At 43.8% G+C, this 2890-nt stretch carries 3 protein-coding genes; 1 reads left to right on the top strand and 2 read right to left on the bottom strand.

The annotated features are described in order from the left end of the window. Positions 1-1020: HAD-IC family P-type ATPase (locus BACCELL_RS17545; RefSeq protein ID WP_007213306.1), on the top strand; the 1020-nt coding region annotated here is incomplete at its 5' end. 112 nt (positions 1021-1132) lie between these two features. On the opposite strand, the gene BACCELL_RS17540 is transcribed toward BACCELL_RS17545, so the two are convergent. Then, positions 1133-1366 carry a hypothetical protein gene (locus BACCELL_RS17540; protein WP_007216095.1) on the bottom strand — a complete coding sequence of 78 codons (234 nt, stop codon included), beginning with the start codon at positions 1364-1366 and terminating at the stop codon, positions 1133-1135. A 351-nt stretch (positions 1367-1717) separates the two neighbouring features. Next, on the bottom strand, positions 1718-2731 hold the full coding sequence (locus tag BACCELL_RS17535) for a tyrosine-type recombinase/integrase (RefSeq protein WP_007213303.1): 1014 nt from the start codon (positions 2729-2731) through the stop codon (positions 1718-1720). Between the last annotated feature and the right edge of the window lie 159 nt (positions 2732-2890).

Here is a 2890-nt window from a genome sequence, read left to right as displayed (position 1 = left end):
TATGGTGTGGAAGTTAAAATTTTATCGGGGGATAATGATATTGTAGTGAAAGCCATAGGGCGGCAAGTAGGTATCGACACAAGTTATTCACTGACCGGACCAGATATTGAGAATATGGATGAGACTATTTTGAAAGAGCGTGTAAAGACCACTACCTGCTTTTCCAAATTGACGCCTCTACAAAAAACACAGATTATTTCCATCTTACAGGAACAGGAGAATACCGTAGGGTTTCTGGGAGACGGCATCAATGATGCTGCCGCCTTACGGCAATCGGATATCGGCATTTCGGTAGATTCCGCTGTGGACATCGCCAAGGAAAGTGCCGACATCATCCTGCTGGAAAAAGACCTGATGGTACTGGAAGACGGAGTACTGGAAGGCCGGAAGACTTTCGGGAATATCAATAAGTACATCAAGATGACGGCAAGTTCAAACTTCGGTAATATGTTCAGTGTCATGTTTGCAAGTGCGTTTCTGCCGTTCCTGCCGATGATGCCGATTCATCTGCTCATCCAGAATTTACTATATGATATCTCGCAAACTACGATTCCATTCGACCGCATGGATCCGGAGTTTCTGAGAAAACCACGCAGATGGGATGCATCAGACCTGAAACGTTTTATGATTTACATCGGGCCCATCAGTTCCATATTTGATATCGTCACGTATCTGGTGATGTGGCATGTGTTTGGCTGTAATAGTCCGGAACATCAGTCCTTGTTTCAATCAGGATGGTTTATTGAGGGACTGCTTTCGCAAACTCTGATTGTACACATGATACGTACACGGAAAATTCCGTTCATACAGAGCCGTGCCACTTGGCCCGTAATCGGTATGACTACTTTGGTGATGGTTATAGGAATTGTGATACCATTCACATCTTTCGGAGCATCCATAGGTTTGCAGGCACTTCCATTGAGTTACTTCCCGTGGCTGGTGGGTATTCTGCTCTCCTATTGCGTACTGACTCAATTGATAAAGAACTGGTATATCAGAAAGTTTTCGGGTTGGTTATAAAAGAAAGCCCTGCTTTTCTTCTTTGTCAGACGATACTGGCGGATGAAGAAAGCAGGGCTATTAGTATCAACAAAACTACAGTACTATTATTCAGATTCTATCAAATGGTCTGTTATTCAGAAAAAGATTCGTCGCATACTTCGGTGACTTGTTCATAAGGAATACATCCATAGCTGCGATCGTCCAGATAACGCAATGCTACATACGGTACATCTGCCCCGGAAACATACATTTGCAATATAGATATAACCTCCGCCATACGCGAAGTGAATGAGCCATTTCGTTCATTATAAACCTTCACCCACACACGGTCTCCTCTTTTGATGGGAAGTTCTATAGTCTTCATAAACAGTATAATTAATGCGTTTGTTGGAATTACTTGCATAGTAACGGCAAACTACCATTTGATGCAGACCGGAAAGGCGTTTTCAGACGGTATCATTTTATGGTAAAAAGAAGTTTTCCTGATAATAAGGTACGTAAAGAAGCATTCCACTTTCAAAGGATAAAGCGGAAACACGATTCCTTTTGCCTGCTGGGGTAAAAAATCGGAAACTGTATGTATCAGGGGCTAATTTTGATGTTGTTTTTGCTGTCCGATATAAGATTTATTCATATTTTGTTAGGGTTTGTTTGCTTTTCTGTCAAAAAAGACGCAACTTTGTAGCTGCTATTTGCCGTTACTATGCAAGTAATTTCACCTCAACGAAGTGCCATACAACATATTAAATCTGCCATCTTTCTTCTTTTTACTTTTCTTCACCAAGGAAATCACTTGCTTGTTTATTCTGTCTATCACCTCCGCATCAAACGGTTTCAGATAAGTCATCGTCACCCGAATGGACGAGTGCCCCAACGACTGGCTTATCAGTCCCACAGGTACACCACTATGATAAGCAAGTGTAGCCCATGTATGGCGTGCGGTGTACGAACTTACGGAAACACCGGGCAATAACTGTTTCATCAGCCGCGCCAACTCCCGGTTGAAATGCCGTAATGTTTCTTGATAGCGGTGGTGATGTTCCTCCATGAACAAGCCACCATGCAGCAACGGGAACAGATATTCCGAATCCGTCTTATCCCTGTACTTCTGCAACAGCCTCATCGCATCGGGCGGCACATCCACCACCATCAATTTCCCCGTCTTGTGCCGACGGTAAGTGATGCGCCTATTTCTTAAATCCGACTTCCGCAAGTGTGCCAGATCAATGAACGGCATACCGCGCAACATGAACATCAGCAGGAAGTAGGTGAGCACTTGCTGTTGACGCAGTGTCAGCACACTAAAGTCCGTATTCCTGAGTTGCTCCATCTGCTCTGCCGTCAGCGCCCGCTTGGTACGCGACTCCACTTTCGTATAAACATCCTTGAACAGCACCGGATTGTACCCCTCTATACCCGGTGACATCCAGCGATTGTATACCGCCTGCAATGTACGCATATAAGTGGAGATCGTGTTCGGACTGGACTGTTGTCCAGCCAACCAGTCCTCATACTCTTTCAGCCTCTCAGGGGTGAAAATCTCCTGCATGGACAGGGAAGCAGTGGTGTTTTTCGGATGCCTTTCCTCTGCACAAAACTTCTCATAGGAACGCAACGTGCAAGCATAAACATGCATTGCCGGGAACTTTCCTTCCCGCTTCAGCATCCCGATAACTTCCGGTATGTAGAGCCGTAAGTCATCTTTCGCATTTTTTCTTTCTACATTCATAAAGCATTGATTTTAATTACATGATTCAAAAAACTGCTTGTACCACAGAACGTACGTGCAGTAGTAATGTTTATGGGCGCCAAAGATAAAGCTAAAGGAATCCGGCAAGAGAATATTTATAAATTATACAAATCTGGTATTGAATTTGATTTATAACGG

This window comes from Bacteroides cellulosilyticus DSM 14838, from assembly GCF_000158035.1.
Classification (GTDB): Bacteria; Bacteroidota; Bacteroidia; order Bacteroidales; family Bacteroidaceae; genus Bacteroides; species Bacteroides cellulosilyticus.
Note: the sequence above shows the minus strand (reverse complement) of the source record. Positions and strands in the feature narration are given on the sequence as shown.